This is a genomic window from Nocardioides sp. NPDC059952 (assembly GCF_042730435.1).
Lineage (GTDB): Bacteria > Actinomycetota > Actinomycetes > Propionibacteriales > Nocardioidaceae > Nocardioides.
On sequence record NZ_JBHWLY010000028.1, the window covers coordinates 1 to 16919 of the forward strand.

11 protein-coding genes are annotated in these 16919 nt (G+C 70.4%); 8 read left to right on the top strand and 3 right to left on the bottom strand.

Translation table 11 applies throughout. The features are described from left to right. Positions 1 to 78 precede the first annotated feature (78 nt). Both pheT and pheS read right to left on the bottom strand, forming a co-directional pair. Positions 79 to 2568 (bottom strand): phenylalanine--tRNA ligase subunit beta, encoded by a 2490-nt coding sequence (gene pheT, locus ACFV9G_RS14610; protein ID WP_378728186.1) that lies wholly within the window; start codon positions 2566 to 2568, stop codon positions 79 to 81. Beyond that, positions 2565 to 3671: a phenylalanine--tRNA ligase subunit alpha gene (pheS, locus tag ACFV9G_RS14615; RefSeq protein ID WP_378728187.1), complete on the bottom strand. Its 1107-nt coding sequence runs from the start codon at positions 3669 to 3671 to the stop codon at positions 2565 to 2567. Before pheS ends, pheT begins: the two co-directional genes overlap by 4 nt. Before the next feature lie 186 nt (positions 3672 to 3857). Between pheS and ACFV9G_RS14620 the strand changes: the two genes are divergently transcribed. From ACFV9G_RS14620 to ACFV9G_RS14655, 8 genes are read left to right on the top strand one after another with little or no spacing between them, the layout of a single operon-like run. Then, entirely contained in the window at positions 3858 to 7511 is a 3654-nt protein-coding gene (locus tag ACFV9G_RS14620) for a nitrate reductase subunit alpha (protein ID WP_378728189.1), read from the top strand. Continuing rightward, entirely contained in the window at positions 7511 to 9205 is a 1695-nt protein-coding gene (gene narH, locus ACFV9G_RS14625) for a nitrate reductase subunit beta (protein ID WP_378728190.1), read from the top strand. The genes ACFV9G_RS14620 and narH overlap by 1 nt, the downstream gene beginning before the upstream one ends. Beyond that, positions 9202 to 9873 carry a nitrate reductase molybdenum cofactor assembly chaperone gene (gene narJ, locus ACFV9G_RS14630; protein ID WP_378728192.1) on the top strand — a complete coding sequence of 224 codons (672 nt, stop codon included), beginning with the start codon at positions 9202 to 9204 and terminating at the stop codon, positions 9871 to 9873. The genes narH and narJ overlap by 4 nt, the downstream gene beginning before the upstream one ends. Further along, a complete protein-coding gene (gene narI / locus ACFV9G_RS14635) occupies positions 9873 to 10649 on the top strand; it encodes a respiratory nitrate reductase subunit gamma (RefSeq protein ID WP_378728193.1) in 777 nt (258 codons plus the stop codon). The genes narJ and narI overlap by 1 nt, the downstream gene beginning before the upstream one ends. Continuing rightward, positions 10646 to 11860 (top strand): nitrate/nitrite transporter, encoded by a 1215-nt coding sequence (locus ACFV9G_RS14640; protein ID WP_378728194.1) that lies wholly within the window; start codon positions 10646 to 10648, stop codon positions 11858 to 11860. Before narI ends, ACFV9G_RS14640 begins: the two co-directional genes overlap by 4 nt. Positions 11861 to 11907: 47 nt before the next feature. Beyond that, positions 11908 to 12705, top strand: coding sequence for an ABC transporter ATP-binding protein (locus tag ACFV9G_RS14645; protein ID WP_378728195.1), 798 nt, complete (start codon positions 11908 to 11910; stop codon positions 12703 to 12705). A 24-nt stretch (positions 12706 to 12729) separates the two neighbouring features. Beyond that, entirely contained in the window at positions 12730 to 13749 is a 1020-nt protein-coding gene (locus ACFV9G_RS14650) for an ABC transporter substrate-binding protein (RefSeq protein WP_378728196.1), read from the top strand. Beyond that, positions 13746 to 15845: an iron ABC transporter permease gene (locus ACFV9G_RS14655; RefSeq protein WP_378728197.1), complete on the top strand. Its 2100-nt coding sequence runs from the start codon at positions 13746 to 13748 to the stop codon at positions 15843 to 15845. The genes ACFV9G_RS14650 and ACFV9G_RS14655 overlap by 4 nt, the downstream gene beginning before the upstream one ends. A 10-nt stretch (positions 15846 to 15855) precedes the next feature. Here ACFV9G_RS14655 and ACFV9G_RS14660 read toward each other — a convergent pair whose 3' ends face one another. Further along, positions 15856 to 16899, bottom strand: coding sequence for an ATP-binding protein (locus ACFV9G_RS14660; RefSeq protein WP_378728198.1), 1044 nt, complete (start codon positions 16897 to 16899; stop codon positions 15856 to 15858). Positions 16900 to 16919: the final 20 nt, after the last annotated feature.

Genomic DNA, 16919 nt, shown 5'->3' on the forward strand with positions numbered 1-16919 from the left:
GCCCCTCCCCCCCCCCCCCACCCACGGGGGGCGCGCCGGCGCCGTCCCGGGCCGGCCCCTCCTGGGTTCAGACAAGCCTCAGCGCTGGACGGCCCCGGTGAGCTCGGCCGCCTTCGCCACGGCCGCATCGCGTGCGGCCGCGGTCTCCTCAGCCTTCAGCGTGCGGTCGGGAGCCCGGAAGCGCAGCGCGAAGGCGAGCGACTTCTTGCCCTCGCCGACCTGGTCGCCCTCGTAGACGTCGAAGAGCCGCACCGTCTCCAGCAGCTCGCCGGCGCCCTCGCGCAGGGCGGCCTCGACGGCGGCCACGGTGACGTCGGTCGACACGGTCAGCGCGACGTCCTCCTTCGCGATCGGCATGGTCGAGAAGACCGGGCCGGCGGCGGTGGCGGGCACCTTCGAGATCAGGAAGTCGAGGTCGATCTCGACCGCTGCCGAACGAGCAGGCAGCCCGAACGCCTTGCACACGTTGGGGTGCAGCTCGCCGGCGTGGCCGAACTCGACCCCGTCGACCGAGACGACCGCACAACGACCCGGGTGCCACGGCGCCCGCGAGGCCGAGGCGACCTCGACACTCACCCCGAGCTCCGTGCCCAGGCGGCGTACGACGTCGATGGCGTCGGCCCACGAGGCGGTCTCGGCGGCACCCCACCAGCCACCCCGCGTACGCTCCCCGGCGAGCACCACTCCGAGGTGCAGCGGCTGGCGCGGGATCGCGGCGAGCAGCTTCTCGAGCTCCTCCTCGGTCGGGCGCCGGTCGACACCGTAGATCGGCGCGGCCTGGTCGACCGGGAAGGCGACGGTCGCGGTCTCGAAGAGGGAGACCCCGTCCTGACCTCGGGAGACGTTGCGCGCGGCGACCTTGAGCAGGCCCGGGAGCAGCGTCGTGGTGTAGCCCGGCTCCTCGCTGCTGAGCGGGTTCGCCAGCTTGACGGTGTGCCGCAGCACGTCGTCGGCGGGCAGCCCGAGGCGGTCGAAGTCGGCCTCGCCCACGAACGGGAAGTCGACGACCTCCACCAGCCCGGCACCGGCCAAGGCGCGCCCGATCCGGCGGCGCAGCTGCTGGGCGCGGGTCAGGCCGCCACCGGTCGCCCGGCGCGGCAGCACCGAGGGGACCTGGTCGTAGCCGACGATCCGGGCGACCTCCTCGACCAGGTCGTAGGGGTCGGTCAGGTCGACCCGGTAGGTCGGGACGGTCGCGGTCAGCGAGTCACCCGACACCGTGACGCCGGCACCGATCAGCTCGAGCGACTTCACCACCGTCGCCTCGTCGATGTCGAGCCCAATGATCCGGGCCGGCAGGTCGACGGGGATGGTGATGGTCTTCAGCGGCGCACGCGTCTGCGGCGAGGCCGTCGGCCCGACCTCGGAGACGCCGACGGCCTGACCGCCACCGTGCTCGACGAGCAGCTCGACGACACGCTCGGCCGCCGCGGGCGGCAGCAGCGGGTCGACGCCGCGCTCGAAGCGCTTGGAGGCCTCGGAACCGAGCTTGTGACGCTTCTGGGAGCGGAAGACGGTGGTCGGGTCGAAGTGCGCGGCCTCGACCACGATGTCGGTGGTCGTCTCCGAGATCTCCGTGGACGCCCCGCCCATGACACCAGCGATACCGATCGGGCCGGAGTCGTCGGTGATCAGCAGATCCTCGGGCGAGAGCACACGCACGACGTCGTCGAGGGTCGTGATCTTCTCGCCCTCGCTCGCCCGCCGGACCACGATGTCGCCGGACAGCTTCGCGCGGTCGTAGCAGTGGGTCGGCTGGCCGAGCTCCATCATCACGTAGTTGGAGACGTCGACGGCCAGCGAGATGGAGCGTACGCCGGTGGCCTCGAGCCGCTTCTTGATGAACTCGGGCGTCGGCGCGGCCGGGTCGAAGCCGGTGATCACGCGGGTGACGAAGTAGTCGCACGCCTCGTCCTCGAGCCGGACCGGGTAGCCCGACCCGTCGGCGACAGGGAAGTCGATCTGCGCCGGGTCGCGGAACGGTACGTCGAAGCCCAACGCCGCGTCCCGGGCGATGCCACGCATCGAGAGCGCGTAGGCACGGTCCGGGTTGATCTCGAACTCGATGATCTCCTCGCCGAGCCCGAGCACCTCGCGGGCGTCGGTGCCGGGCGCGGGAGCATCGGCCGGAAGCACGATGATGCCGTCGGCCTCCTCCCCCAGCCCGAGCTCGCGGGCGGAGCAGATCATCCCGGCGCTCATGTGGCCGTAGGTCTTGCGCGCCGAGATCTGGAAGTTGCCGGGCAGAACGCCACCGGGCAGGATCACGACGACCTTGTCACCGGGGACGAAGTTGTGCGCGCCGCAGACGATCCCCTGGGGCTCCCCGGTGCCGTTGGCATCGCCGACGTCGACCGAGCACCAGTTGATGACTTTGCCGTTCTTCTGGGGCTCCTTCTCGGCGGTGAGCACCTGGCCCACCACCAGCGGACCCTCGATGCCGGCACCGGAGGTCTCGATCGCCTCCAGCTTGAGGCCGAGCGCGGTCAGCCGGTCGGTGATCTCCTCGACCCCGAGCTCGGCCGGCAGCGAGACGTACTCCTTGATCCAGGAGAGGGGGGCCTTCACAGTTCACTCCCGAATGCAGTAGTAAGCCGGACGTCACCCTCGAAGAGGGTGCGCAGGTCGGACAGGCCGGTGCGGAACATCAGGGTGCGGTCGATGCCCATCCCGAACGCGAAGCCGCTGTACTTCTCCGGGTCGACGCCGCACGCCACCAGGACGCGCGGGTTGACGATCCCGCAGCCGCCCCACTCGATCCAGCCCTCGCCCTTGCAGGTCCGACACACCACGCCGTCGATCACCTGAGCGCCACGGCAGACGAAGCAGGTCAGGTCGACCTCGGCCGAAGGCTCGGTGAAGGGGAAGTACGACGGTCGGAACCGGGTCACGATGCCCTCGCCGAACATCTGCGTGGCGAAGTGGTCCAGGGTGCCCTTCAGGTTCGCCATCGAGATGCCCTCGTCGATGGCCAGCCCCTCGACCTGGTGGAACATCGGGCTGTGCGTCGCGTCGTACTCGTCGGTGCGGAAGACCCGGCCCGGGCACACGACATAGATCGGCGCCTCGCGGGTGAGCATCGTCCGCGCCTGGACGGGGCTGGTGTGGGTCCGGAGAACCACGTGGTTCTCGGCGGGCTCGGTCCAGAAGGTGTCCTGCATCGTGCGCGCAGGGTGGTCAGGACCGAGATTCAACGCGTCGAAGTTGAGCCACTCGGCCTCGATGAGCGGACCCTCGGCAACCTCCCAGCCCATCGCCACGAAGATGTCGGCGATGTATTCGGCGCCGGTGGTGAGCGGGTGCCGCCCACCGGCCGGGACCCGGTCGGTCGGGAGCGTCACGTCGACGGTCTCCTCGACCAGCATCCGCGCCTCGTGCTCGGCCTCGAGCACCTTCTGCCGAGCCGCGAGCGCCTGGTTGACCGCGCCACGGGCCTTGCCGACGCGCTGGCCGGCGTCCTTGCGCGCGGCCGGAGGCAGCGCGCCGATCTCGCGGTTGGCCAGGGCCAGCGGCGAACGGTCGCCGGCGTGATCGAGCCGCGTCTGCTTGAGCTCCTCGAGACTGTTCGCGGCGTCGATGGCCACCAGCGCAGCATCGCGCGCGGCCTCGACCTCCTCAGCCTTCAAGGGGGTGACCTCTACCGGGTCATAGTCGGTGTTGGGACCGGACATCACTGGCTTTCGTCGTCTGATGACTCAGTTGTCATGAATGGACGACAGTCTAGGAACCTCGCACCTCCTCGCGCGAACCGGACATCCCCCGGGACCACGCGCTCCCTCGGCGACCAGCCTCCGACGCGACATTGTTGGGGACCTGTGGTCCTTGTATCCCTACCGTTACCAGGTGATAGTAAAGCCATGCCCCGAGTCGACGGCCCGGCCAGCGATCTCCTGCTCAAGGCAGGACGCTTCTTCACCAGGTGGGACGAGACCGACGACGGTCGCGCGGTCTTCCGCAAGGGAGGTCGAGCCGGTGACGTCTTCTATCGCGACCGCTGGAGCCACGACAAGGTGGTCCGGTCCACCCATGGGGTGAACTGCACCGGGTCGTGCTCATGGAAGGTCTACGTCAAGGACGGGATCATCACCTGGGAGACCCAGCAGACCGACTATCCCTCGGTCGGCCCCGACCGGCCGGAGTACGAACCCCGCGGCTGCCCTCGCGGCGCAGCCTTCTCCTGGTACACCTACTCCCCCACCCGGGTCCGCTACCCCTACGTCCGCGGCGTGCTCCTCGATCTCTTCCGCGAGGCCAAGAGTCGCACCGGCGGAGACCCGGTGGAGGCCTGGGCCGACATCCAGGCCGACCCCGAGCGCCGCCGTCGCTACCAGCAGGCCCGCGGCAAGGGTGGTCTCGTGCGGGCGAGCTGGGACGAGGCGCTCGAGCTCGCCGCCGCCGCGCAGGTCCACACCATCAAGACGCACGGCCCCGACCGCAACATCGGCTTCTCGCCGATCCCGGCGATGTCGATGGTCTCCCACTGCGTCGGCACCCGCTACACCCAGCTCATCGGCGGGGTGATGACCAGCTTCTACGACTGGTACGCCGACCTCCCCGTCGCCTCGCCGCAGGTCTTCGGCGACCAGACCGACGTGCCGGAGTCGGGTGACTGGTGGGACTCCACCTACCTGATGATGTGGGGCTCCAACGTCCCGGTCACCCGCACGCCGGACGCGCACTGGATGGCCGAGGTCCGCTACCGCGGCACCAAGGTGGTCACGGTCAGCCCCGACTACGCCGACAACACCAAGTTCGCCGACGAGTGGCTGCCCGCCCAGGCCGGCACCGACGCCGCGCTCGCGATGGCGATGGGTCACGTGATCCTGCGCGAGTTCTTCGTCGAGAAGCAGACGCCGTTCTTCGAGGACTACGTCCGCACCTACACCGATCTGCCGCATCTGGTCCGCCTGGAGGAGAAGGACGGAGCGTACGTCCCCGGGAAGTTCCTCACCGCCGCCGAGCTCGATGCCCTCGGCCCCGAGCACGGCCCACCCGAGGACCGCTGGAAGACCGTCCTGCTCGACGAGCGCACGGGCCAGCCGGTCGTCCCCAACGGCTCGATGGGCTTCCGCTACGCCGAGTCCGGGAAGGGCCGGTGGAACCTCGACCTGGACGGCGTACGTCCCAAGCTCACCCTCCACGAGGACGGTGAGGCCGTCGAGGTGCTGCTGCCCGCGTTCACCAGCGCCGACGGCGCCGGCGAGGTGCTGCGCCGCGGGGTGCCCACGACCCGGGTCGGTGGCCACCTGGTGACGACGGTCTTCGACCTGATGCTCGCCCAGTACGGGGTCGGCCGCGAGGGGCTGCCCGGCGTGTGGCCCGAGGGCTATGAGGACCCGGATGTGCCCTACACCCCGGCCTGGCAGGCGGAGATCACCTCGGTGCCGGCCGAGGCGTGCCTGCGGATCGCGCGCGAGTTCGCCACCAATGCCGAGGAGTCCCAGGGCCGGTCGATGATCATCCTGGGTGCGGGCGTGTGCCAGTGGTTCCACGGCGACACGATCTACCGCTCGATCCTCTCGCTGCTGATCCTCACCGGCTGCATGGGCCGCAACGGCGGTGGCTGGGCGCACTACGTCGGCCAGGAGAAGTGTCGCCCGATCACCGGCTGGATCTCGCTGGCCAACGGCCTCGACTGGTCCCGTCCACCGCGGACGATGACCGGCACCTCGTTCTGGTACATGCACACCGGGCAGTGGCGCAACGACGGCTACAGCGCCGACTCGCTGGCCTCGCCGCTGGCCGAGGGACACCTGCGTGGCCACACCGCCGACGTGATCGCCACCTCGGCGGCGAAGGGCTGGATGCCCTTCTACCCGCAGTTCGACCGCAGCTCGCTCGACGTCGCCGACGAGGCGGCGAAGGCGGTCGCCGCCGGCTACGTCGAGGACCCCGCTGCGTACGTCTCGACCGCCCTGGCCGAGGGCACCCTCCAGCCTGCCATCGCCGACATCGACGCACCCAGCGCGTGGCCGCGGACGCTGGTGCTGTGGCGCTCGAACCTGCTCGGCTCCTCGGCCAAGGGCAACGAGTACTTCCTGCGGACCCTGCTCGGCACCCATCACAACGTCCTCGGCTCCGAGAACCCGAACACCCCGCGGCCGAGCAGCGTGCGCTGGCACGACCAGCAGCCCGAGGGGAAGCTCGACCTGCTGGTCTCCGCCGACTTCCGGATGACCTCGACGACACTGCTCTCCGACGTCGTCCTCCCGGCGGCGACCTGGTACGAGAAGCACGATCTCTCCTCCACCGACATGCACCCGTTCGTGCACGCCTTCACCCCCGCGATCGACCCACCGTGGGAGGCGCGCACCGACTTCGACCTCTTCCACGGGCTGGCCGAGAAGCTCTCCGAGCTGGCGCGGAAGCACCTCGGCACCCGCCAGGACATCGTCAGCCTCCCGCTCCAGCACGACACCCCCGGCGAGACCCCGGCCGACCCCGACCGCACCCGACCGGTGATCGCCGTGGTCGAGCGCGACTACACCGCGATCGCCGACAAGCTCGCCTCGGTAGGGCCGCTCGCCGACACCCTCGGCTTCACGGTCAAGAACGTCACCTACCGGATGGAGGAGCAGACCGCGAAGCTCGCCGCGCAGACCGGCGTGATGCCGAGCGGTCCGGCGGAGGGACGCCCCGCGATCGACACCGACGAGAAGATGGCCGAGGCGATCCTGCTCTTCTCCGGCACCACCAACGGCGAGCTCGCCGTCCAGGGGTTCAAGAGCCTCGAGGAGCGCGTCGGCAAGAAGCTCGCCGACCTCGCCGAGGGCTCGGAGGAGAAGCGGATCACCTTCGCCCAGACGCAGGCGGCACCGGTGCCGGTGATCACCTCCCCGGAATGGTCCGGCTCGGAGACCGGCGGGCGCCGCTACGCCCCGTTCACGGTCAACATCGAGCGCCTCAAGCCGTTCCACACGCTCACCGGGCGGATGCACTTCTACCTCGACCACGACTGGCTCACCGACATCGGCGAGGCGCTTCCGCTCTACCGTCCACCGCTGGACATGCACCGGCTCTTCGGTGAGCCCCGGATCGGCGCGGACGGCTCCGCACAGGTCACCGTCCGCTACCTGACGCCGCACTCGAAGTGGTCGATCCACTCCGAGTACCAGGACAACCTCTTCATGCTCTCCCTCTCCCGTGGCGGTCCCACGGTCTGGATGTCACCGCAGGACGCCGACGCGATCGACGTACGCGACAACGACTGGGTCGAGGCCACCAACGCCAACGGCGTCGTGGTCGCACGCGCGGTCGTCTCCCACCGGATGCCCGAGGGCGTGGTCTACATGCACCACGCCCAGGACCGCACCATCGACGTACCGAAGTCGGAGGCCACCGGCAGACGCGGTGGCATCCACAACTCCGCGACCCGGCTGCTGGTCAAGCCCAGCCACCTGATCGGCGGCTACGCGCAGCTCTCCTACACGTTCAACTACCTCGGCCCGACCGGCAACCAGCGAGACATGGTGGCCACCGTCCGCAAGCGATCGCAGGAGGTGACCTACTGATGCGCGTGATGGCTCAGATGGCGATGGTGATGAACCTCGACAAGTGCATCGGGTGCCACACCTGCTCGGTGACGTGCAAGCAGGCCTGGACCAACCGGGCCGGCACCGAGTACGTCTGGTTCAACAACGTCGAGACCCGCCCCGGCCAGGGCTACCCGCGTCGCTACGAGGACCAGGAGAGATGGCGCGGCGGGTGGACCCTGGACAGGAGGGGCAACCTACGCCTCAAGGCCGGCGGACGCGTCAAGAAGCTGCTCACCATCTTCTCCAGCCCCGTCCAGCCCGAGCTCGACGACTACTACGAGCCCTGGACCTATGACTACCAGACCCTGATCGACGCCCCGCTCGGCGACGACTTCCCGGTCGCCCGGCCGAAGAGCCTGATCACCGGCGAGGACACCAAGATCACCTGGTCGGCCAACTGGGACGACAACCTCGGCGGCTCGATGGAGCACGGACACCTCGACCCGATCGTGGCGAAGATCCGCGAGGAGTCGAACGAACGGATCCGGTTCGAGCTCGAGCAGACCTTCATGTTCTACCTGCCGCGCATCTGCGAGCACTGCCTCAACCCCTCGTGCATGGCCTCGTGCCCCTCGGGTGCGATCTACAAGCGCGAGGAGGACGGCATCGTCCTCGTCGACCAGGACCGCTGCCGCGGCTGGCGCCAGTGCGTCACCGGGTGTCCCTACAAGAAGATCTACTTCAACCACCGCTCCGGCAAGGCCGAGAAGTGCACGCTCTGCTACCCGCGCGTCGAGGTCGGGCTGCCGACGGTGTGCGCGGAGACCTGCGTCGGGCGGCTGCGCTACCTGGGCCTGGTCCTCTACGACGCCGACGCGGTGACCGCCGCCGCCTCGACCCAGTCCGAGGAGGACCTCTACGCCGCCCAGCTGGCCGTCATCCTCGACCCGAAGGACCCCGACGTCATCGCCGAGGCCAGGAAGCAGGCCATCCCCGAGGACTGGCTCGAGGCCGCCCGCCGTTCGCCGGTCTACGCGCTGATCAAGGACTACCGGGTCGCGCTGCCGCTGCATCCGGAGTACCGGACCATGCCGATGGTCTGGTACGTCCCGCCGCTCTCCCCCGTCGTCGACCTCCTCAAGGAGCAGGGCCACGACGCCGAGGCCGCGCCCAACCTCTTCGGCGCGATCGACTCGCTCCGGATCCCGGTCGAGTATCTGGCCGAGCTGTTCACCGCCGGTGACACCGCCGTCGTCGACCTCGTGCTCAAGAAGCTGGCCGCGATGCGCGCCTACATGCGTGACGTCACCCTCGGCCGCGACCCGGACGGCTCGATCGCCGCGGCCGTCGGGATGAGCGAGGAGGAGGTCTATGAGATGTACCGCCTGCTCGGCATCGCGAAGTACGAGGAGAGGTACGTCATCCCCACCGCCCACGCCGAGCAGGCCCACGACCTCGAGGAGATGGGCTGTTCCCTCGACTTCGACGACGGCCCCGGAATGTACGATTCCGGCCCGCTCGGAGAGGCCAGCGGACGTCCCGTCCCGGTCGCGGTGGAGACCTACCACGCGCTGAAGCAGCGCCAGACCACCGACGCCGCGGCCTCCGACGACACCCTGCGCGGCCGGGTCAACCTGCTCAACTGGGACGGCAACGGGACCCCGGACGGGCTCTTCCCGGACAAGCACAGCCCTGATAAGCACAGCCCGGACAGGCAGGAGCGGTCATGAGGCGGCGTACCCAGGACTGGCGAGTCGTCCACCAGGTCGCGGCCTGGTGCCTCGGCTACCCCGACGACGAGCTGATCGCGAAGCTCCCGCTGCTGCGCGGCGCGCTCGAGGAGCAGCCCGCCTCCGAGCCGGTCACGCTTCTCCGCGGCTTCGTGGACACCCTGGCCCGCCAGGACCCGCACGCCCTGCAGCACGTCTACGTCGAGCTCTTCGACCTCCACCGCCGGCAGACGCTGCACCTGTCCTACTGGCGCGACGGCGACACCCGGCGCCGCGGCGAGTCGCTCACGGACTTCAAGACCCGTCTTCGCGACGGCACCACGAAGGGCGAGGGCTGGGTCGTCGACACTCACGGCGAGCTGCCCGACCACCTGCCGATGGTGCTGGAGTACGCCGCCCTCGCCGACCCCGAGGGCGGTCGCCGGCTGCTCATCGAGAACCGGTCGGCGCTCGAGCTGATCCGGCTCGCCCTCCTCGAGCGGGGCTCGGCCTACGCCGACGTGCTCGCTGCGGTCTGCGCGACGCTCCCGGGGCCCTCGGCACGCGACCGGCGCGAGGCCCTCGCCATGGCGCAGGCCGGGCCGCCCGCGGAGTCGGTCGGACTCGACATGCTCCCGTTCCCGACCACCCGGCCAGGATCCGCGGCCACGATGATGGGAGCCCGGTGATGACCGGATCCTCGGGGTGGGACGTGGTGCTGTGGGGCGTGCTCCCCTACCTGGCCATCGCCGTCCTCGTCGTCGGCACCTGGTGGCGCTACCGCTATGACAAGTTCGGCTGGACGACACGTTCCTCCCAGCTCTACGAGTCGCGGCTGCTGCGGATCGGCTCGCCGCTGTTCCACTTCGGCATCCTCGTGGTCATCGTCGGCCACGCCGCCGGGCTGCTCGTCCCCGCGTCCTGGACCGAGGCACTGGGGATCTCGGAGGACGTCTACCACGGCAACGCGCTCTTCTGGGGCCTGATCGCCGGCGTCTGCACCCTCGCGGGCCTGGTCCTGCTCGTCTACCGGCGGCGTACGACCGGACCGGTCTTCATGGCCACCACCAAGAACGACAAGATCATGTACGTCGTCCTGGTGGCCGCGATCGTCCTGGGCCTGTGGACCACCGTGGTCGCCCTCGCCGCGGGGCACGAGGCGCACGACTACCGCGAGACCGTCTCGCCCTGGTTCCGCTCGCTGTTCGTCCTGCAGCCCGACGTCGAGGCGATGGCCGCCGCGCCCATCCAGTTCCACGTCCACGTGCTCGTCGGCCTGCTGCTCTTCACGATCTGGCCGTTCACGCGGCTGGTGCACGCCTTCACCGCACCGGTGCACTACCTGTTCCGTCCCTACATCGTCTATCGCAGCCGCGACGCGGCCCCGCAACCCAGCTCCCGACCCGCCCGTCCGGGCTGGTCGCCCGTCGGCACCACCGACCGAGACCGAGGACGTGTTCGATGAGTGAGCGGATGAAGAACCTGGTGCTCGCGACGTGGACGTTCACGATCACGTTCTGGGCCTGGAACATGATCGCCCCGCTGGGCGTCCGCTACGCCACCGACCTCGGCCTCGACTCGACCGAGAAGTCGGTGCTGGTCGCGATCCCCGTGCTCGTCGGGTCGCTCGGCCGGATTCCGGCGGGTGCGCTCACCGACCGCTTCGGTGCCCGGCTGATGTTCCCGGCGCTCACCGTGCTCACCATCCCCGCCGTGCTGCTGGTGGCGCTCGCGGGCACCCAGAACTCCTATCCCCTGCTGCTGGTGTGCGGGTTCTTCCTCGGCGTCGCGGGCACGACCTTCGCGGTCGGCATCCCCTTCCTCAACGCCTGGTTCCCGCCCGAGCGGCGAGGGTTCGCGACCGGTGTGTTCGGCGCCGGCATGGGCGGCACGGCTCTCTCGGCGTACTTCACCTCGCGGTTCGTCACCTGGTTCGGCTACGTCACCACGCACGTCATCATCGCGGCCGCGCTGGCGGTCACGGCGGTGGTCGTCTGGCTCTTCCTGCGTGACTCCTCGACCTGGAAGCCGCAGCGCGAACCGTTCGTCCCCAAGATCATCGGCGCCGCCCGGCTGCCGATCACCTGGGAGATGGCCTTCCTGTACGCCGCGTGCTTCGGTGGCTTCGTCGCCTTCTCGACCTACCTGCCGACCTATCTCCACGACGTCTACGCCTTCGATCTCGCCGAGGCGGGCACCCGCACCGCCGGCTTCGCCGTCGCCGCCGTCATCTGCCGACCGCTCGGCGGCATCCTCGCCGACCGGATCGGGCCGCGGAAGGTGCTCTTCATCTCGTTCCTGGGCGCCATGGTGATGGCCGCCATCCTCGCCACCCGACCCGCCCTGGAGTGGCGCGCCGGGCTCTCGTTCGTGCTGATCGCCGGCTTCATGGGCCTGGGCAGCGGGGCGGTCTTCACCTGGGTGGCCCAGCTGACGCCACCACAACGCGTCGGCTCGGTGACCGGCATCGTCGGCGCCGCGGGCGGCCTGGGCGGCTTCTTCCCGCCGCTGGTGATGGGGGCGACGTACAACGAGGTCCAGCACAGCTACACCACCGGCCTCATCCTGCTCGCCGTGGTGACCGGGCTGGCGCTGATCCTCACCGAGTTCCTGATCGTGCCGAAGCGTACGTCCGAGCAGACGCGCGCGCCCGAGAAGTCGCGCACGCCCGAATAACGGAACCCCGGAGGGCGTCCGGGAATCGGTTAGGTTAGCCTCACCTCATGCTTCCTGCGCTCTCCGGTCACGACCTGGTCCTCGGCTACGCCCGTGCCACCGTCGTCCATGGAGTCTCGATCGGTCTCGAGCCGGGGCGGGTCACCGCGCTCATCGGGCCGAACGGCTCGGGAAAGTCGACCGTGCTGCGGTCCCTGGCCCGGTTGCACAAGGTGACCTCCGGCTCGGTCTCCCTCGACGGCGACGACAGCGCTCCCCTGGGCGCACGCGAGTTCGCGCGCAAGGTGACGCTGCTGTCCCAGTCGCGCCCGCACCCCTCCGGCCTGACCGTCCGCGACGTCGTCGGGTTCGGCCGCCACCCTCACCGCCGGCGCTTCGCCTCCATGACCGAGGACGACCTGGCGAGTATCGACCGCGCGATGGAGCTGACCGGCACGGCGCCGATGGCGGACCGTCCGGTCGACCAGCTCTCCGGTGGCGAGCTGCAGCGCGTCTGGCTGGCCAGCTGCCTGGCCCAGGACACCGGCGTACTGCTGCTCGACGAGCCCACCAACCACCTCGACCTGCGCTACCAGGTCGAGATCTTGGACCTGGTCCGCGACCTCGCGGACCACCACGGGACGGCCATCGGCGTCGTCCTGCACGACCTGAACCAGACCGCCGCCGTGGCGGACCAGGTCGTACTGCTGCACCACGGCGTTGTGCACGCCACCGGCGAACCTGCTGATGTGCTCACCGCCGAACACCTCTCCGAGGTGTACGGGCTCCCGATCGAGGTGACCTCCGATCTGGAGACCGGGCGCGTCCGGGTCGAGCCACGCGGCAGGCATCACGCCCGGCGCTGACGCCGGTGGACACGAAGAGGAATCATGAATCGACGTACGACGACGGCTGCCCTGGCGACGGCCGGCGCAGCCCTGCTGCTCGCCGCGTGCGGCCAGACCACCACCGCCGCCGAGACCGACGAGCCCGAGAAGTTGGCCTCCGCGGACTGTGAGGGGGTCGAGACCTCGACCGGCCCGGTCAGCCTGACCGACGCCTTCGGCAACAAGGTCGAGCTCGACAAGCCCGCCGAGAAGGTCGTGGTCCTCGAGTGGCAGCAGACCGAGGACCTGCTCAGCCTGTGCGTCGCCCCGGTGGCGGCCGCCGACGTCAAGGGCTACAACACCTGGGACACCGCCGAGAAGCTCGATGAGGGAACGACCGACGTCGGCACCCGGGGCGAGCCCAACCTGGAGACGCTGTTCGGTACCGACCCCGACCTGATCGTCGTCGAGGCTTACACCGCCGAGGACGAGATCCTCAAGCAGCTCGCCAAGTACGACGTCCCCGTGCTCGCCACCAAGGGCGCCGACGCCAAGGACCCGGTCGCCAACATGGTGACCACCTTCGAGATGATCGCCGAGGCCACCGGCCGCGAGGAGCAGGCAGAGGCCGTGGTCGGCGAGTTCGAGGACAAGCTCGCCGAGTCGAAGAAGGCGCTCGCCGACGCCGATGTCGCCGGCACCGAGTTCGTCTACTTCGACGGCTGGATCGACGGCGCCAACGTGGCGATCCGCCCCTTCGGCCAGGGCTCGCTGATCGGTGAGCTCGGCGAGGAGCTCGGCCTGAAGAACGCCTGGACCGGCGAGGTCGACCCCGCGTACGGCCTCGGGCAGACCGACATCGAGGGCATGACCACCCTCGGCGAGGCCACCTTCTTCTATACCGGCACCGTCGACCCCGTCGGCGACGTCAACGCCGAGCTCGCGAAGAACAAGGTCTGGAAGTCCATCCCCGCGGTCAGCGAGGGCCGCTCCCACGCCTTCCCCGCTGCCATCTGGACCTTCGGTGGTCCGCGCTCGGCGGAGCAGATCCTCGACGCGTACGTCGACCTGCTCACCAAGTGACCGAAGCCGTCAAGGCCCCGCGAGCGGGTGCAGGAGGCGCGTCAGTCGTCCTCCTGTGCCTGCTCGCCGGGCTGCTTCTCGCTGCCGGCTGGCACCTCACCCAGGGCACCTCGGGGGTGGGCCCTGCCGACTTCCTCGACGCGCTGCTCGGACGTGAGCAGGTGCACGGCGCGACCGCGTCGACGATGGAGATCATCACCGGTTCGCGGATCCCCCGGCTCGCCGCGGGCATCGCGGTCGGGTTCGCCCTCGGCGTCGCGGGCGTGCTCCTGCAGTCGCTGGCACGCAACGCAATGGCTTCCCCGGACACCCTGGCAGTGACCGGAGGAGCGTACTTCGCGGTCACGGTGGTCGCCGCGTTCGGGCTCTCGGTCCCGCTGTGGGCCTCGGGCATCACGGCCTTCCTCGGCGGCCTCGCGGCCGCCGGGCTCGTGCTCGCACTCGCCGGCGGTGCAGGTACGTCGACGACCCGGCTCATCCTGGCCGGCTCGGCGGTGGCGCTCGCGCTCCAGGCCGGCACCTCGACCCTGCTCATCCTCTACTCCGAGGAGACCACGAGCCTGTTCGCCTGGGGCAGCGGCTCGCTGAGCCAGCTCGGGCTGCAGGCCTTCTGGCAGGTGGCACCGGTCGTCGTGGTGGCGACCGTCTGCGGCCTGATGCTCGCCCGCCGCCTCGACCTGCTCTCGGCCGGTGACGACGCGGCCTCGGTCCTCGGCGTCCCGGTCCGCTCCACCCGGGCGATCGGGACCGTCCTGGCCGTCGTGCTCACCTCGGCGGCGGTGACGCTGGCCGGGCCGATCGGCTTCGTCGGTCTGTGCGCCCCGGTGCTCGTCCGCCTGCTCGGCCGGATCTTCCCCGCGCTCAACCGGCACGCGGTGCTGCTGCCGGCCGCCGGTCTCGTGGGTGCTCTCGTCGTCGTCGGCGCGGACGTGCTCGTCCGGGCCGTGCTCGGCGCGGACGAGGCCATGTCCGTGCCCACCGGCGTGACCACGACGATCGCCGGCGCGATCGTGATGGTGCTCCTCGCCCGTGGCGGACGCGACTCCGGCCCCACCCGCCGGCCGCCGGGCGCCACCGTCACCATCCGCAGCCGGGTCCGGTTCCTGATCGTGCTCGTCCTCCTGCTCGCCCTGACCGTCGGGGCCACCGTCGTCGGCCTGCTGGCCGGCCACCAGTGGCTCTACACCGGCGACATCGTCGCCTGGCTGCAGGGCGAGGGGATCCCGCTGGTCCAGTTCGCCCTCGACGAGCGGGCGCCACGTGTCGGCGCCGCCGTCCTTGCCGGCGGTGCGCTCGCCCTGGCGGGCACCTTCGTCCAGGCCACCTGCCGCAACCCGCTGGCCGAGCCCGGGATCCTCGGCATCACCGGTGGCGCCGGGGTCGGCGCGGTCGTCGTGGTGACCGGGCTGTCCTCCGGGTGGAGCAGCGAGTCCTCGGCAGCAGCCTCGACGACCACCATGCTCATCGCGGCGACCGTCGGAGCGCTGGTCGCCTTCGGGCTCGTCTACGGTCTGGCCTGGCGCGGCGGGATCGACACCGACCGGCTGGTGCTCATCGGCATCGGCGTCTGGTACGGATCGGCCTCGCTGAGCACCTTCTTGCTGGTGCGCTCCAACCCGTGGGACACCCCGCGGATCTACACCTGGCTGTCCGGTTCGACCTACGGTCGCAGCTGGGAGCAGGTCGTCCCGGTCGCGGTCGCGCTGGCTCTCGCGATCCCGGTCGCCTTCATGGTGCGCCGCGAGCTCGACCTACTCACCCTCGACGACGACACCCCACGCCTGGTCGGGGTCTCCTCGGAGCGGGTGCGGCTGCTCATCCTGCTGACCGCCGCCGTCCTCACCGCGATGGCCGTCTCCGCGGTCGGTGTCGTCGGCTTCGTCGGCCTGGTCGCGCCGCACATCGCGCGCGCCCTCGTCGGCGGGCGCAGCGCGCGGGTCGTACCGGTCGCCATCCTGGTCGGGGCGCTGCTCCTCGTGGTCGCCGACGCCATCGGCCGCACCGCGATCAGCCCCGCCCAGATCCCCGCCGGTCTCGTCGTCGCGCTCATCGGCGCGCCGTACTTCATCTTCCTCCTGGCCCGGTCCAGGCCATGAGGCGATGACCTCAGGCCGACGGCGGATTCCGGGGCCAGCCGACCTCGATGCGGGCCCCGCCGCCGTCGGCGTCGGCGATCCTGACCGACCCGCCGTGGGCCTTGGTGAGGCCGCCGACGATGTAGAGGCCCAGGCCTGAGCCACCGCGGGCGCCGTGCTTCCAGAACTTCGTGAACACGCGCTGGCGCAGCTCGGCCGGGATGCCCTCGCCGCGGTCCTCGACGACCAGCAGGACCTGGTCGGGATCATCCGGACGCACCACCAGGCTCACCGTGACGACACCGTCGCCGTGGCGTACGGCGTTCTCGACGAGGTTGGTCACGACCTGGGTGAACTTGTCCGGGTCGGCGTGGATCTCGAGCTCGTCCTCCCCGGCGGAGACGTCGAGCTCGATCGGCCGCGAGGTGGCCGAGCGCACCGACTCGACCACCCGGGTGACCAGCACCGTCGCGTCGCTGGCGCGCGGGTAGAGCTGCAGCCTGCCGGTGTCGATCCGGGCGACGTCGAGGAGCTCGGCGATCAGCCTCGAGAGCCGGTCGGAGTCGGAGGCGACGGTCTTGAGCATCAGCTTCTTCTGATCGTCGTTGAGCCGGTCCCACCGGTTCAGGAGCGCCTGGACGAACCCCTTGACCCCGGTCAGCGGCGAGCGCAGCTCGTGGGCGACGGTGGCGACCAGGTCGGACCGCTCCCGGTCCAGCCGCTTGCGGCCGCGCCCCGAGCGCAGCGAGATCGAGACCTGGTCGACGTCGGCAGCCAGCGACGGGCGCCGGATCGTCGAGACGACCAGCACCTCGGTGCCGTCGGGCAGCAGCCAGGCCTGCTCCGGCGTACCGGTGACCGTCCGCAGGGTGTCGTAGGGCCGGTTGGCCTCGGCCCAGGTCTGACCTTCGGTGTTGCTCAGCGTGAGTACGTCACCGAGCGGCTTCCCCAGGCTCGCGACCGGGTCCACACCGAGCATCCGCCCGGCCAGGGCGGAGACCAGGACGACCGCGCCATCAGCGTCGGCGACGACGACACCGTCGGGCAGGGCATCGGCGAGTTCTCGGGCGTCCACGTCGACACCCTAGACCGACA

Coding starts and splice junctions, on each gene's coding strand:
- narJ (WP_378728192.1), top strand. CDS start 9,202: ATGAGGCGGCGTACCCAGGACTGGCGAGTCGTCCACCAGGTCGCGGCC.
- narI (WP_378728193.1), top strand. CDS start 9,873: ATGACCGGATCCTCGGGGTGGGACGTGGTGCTGTGGGGCGTGCTCCCC.
- ACFV9G_RS14620 (WP_378728189.1), top strand. CDS start 3,858: ATGCCCCGAGTCGACGGCCCGGCCAGCGATCTCCTGCTCAAGGCAGGA.
- ACFV9G_RS14640 (WP_378728194.1), top strand. CDS start 10,646: ATGAGTGAGCGGATGAAGAACCTGGTGCTCGCGACGTGGACGTTCACG.
- ACFV9G_RS14645 (WP_378728195.1), top strand. CDS start 11,908: ATGCTTCCTGCGCTCTCCGGTCACGACCTGGTCCTCGGCTACGCCCGT.
- ACFV9G_RS14650 (WP_378728196.1), top strand. CDS start 12,730: ATGAATCGACGTACGACGACGGCTGCCCTGGCGACGGCCGGCGCAGCC.
- narH (WP_378728190.1), top strand. CDS start 7,511: ATGCGCGTGATGGCTCAGATGGCGATGGTGATGAACCTCGACAAGTGC.
- pheS (WP_378728187.1), bottom strand. CDS start 3,671: ATGTCCGGTCCCAACACCGACTATGACCCGGTAGAGGTCACCCCCTTG.